1 pseudogene is annotated in these 609 nt (G+C 58.3%); it reads right to left on the bottom strand.

The window, feature by feature from the left end:
• Window positions 1–521 (bottom strand): annotated as a pseudogene (locus M3I54_RS44545) (transposase); the annotation flags it as partial.
• Window positions 522–609 lie beyond the last annotated feature (88 nt).

Genomic DNA, 609 nt, shown 5'->3' on the forward strand with positions numbered 1-609 from the left:
CAGGTCGGCAACGAGCCCCTGAAGCTCTACAACAAGCGGCTTGTCATCCATGCTCGGCGTCTTGCGCCGGTCGACCCAATCGGACTGTCGCCTTGATTTGACTGCGAGATTCGAGCGCGACACACCCAGGACTTCACAGACCGTCTTCATCGGTCGTCCCCCGGCAGCAATGGTGAGCGCGCAATCAATTTTTTTGCCCGACCATACTCCACTGCTTCGCGGAGGATTTCCACTTCCATTGTCTTTTTACCGAGCAGTCGCTGCAGTTCACGAATCTGCTTCATGGCTTCCGCCAGGTCCGATGCCGGCACCACCTGCTCACCGGCACTCACCGCAGACAGGCTGCCGTCCTGAAAGAGCTTGCGCCACGCAAACACCTGGTTCGCATTCACCTGATGACGTCGGGCTACCCCGGAGACGGTGGCTCCGGGTTCGAAGGTCTCACGCACAATCGCCAGTTTCTCTTCAACTGAGCGGCGTCGGCGTTGCTCCGGCTGCGTCAGAACCTCAACGGGTTCCATGTTGTTAGTTGTAGGCTTAAACATAGGCGGAAGACTACCTCATAGTTTAAGCGTTACCCAGTGTCCGGTTTTCGCGGGGGCCGGCCCA

The organism is Paraburkholderia sp. CNPSo 3274 (assembly GCF_024206475.1).
Classification (GTDB): domain Bacteria; phylum Pseudomonadota; class Gammaproteobacteria; order Burkholderiales; family Burkholderiaceae; genus Paraburkholderia.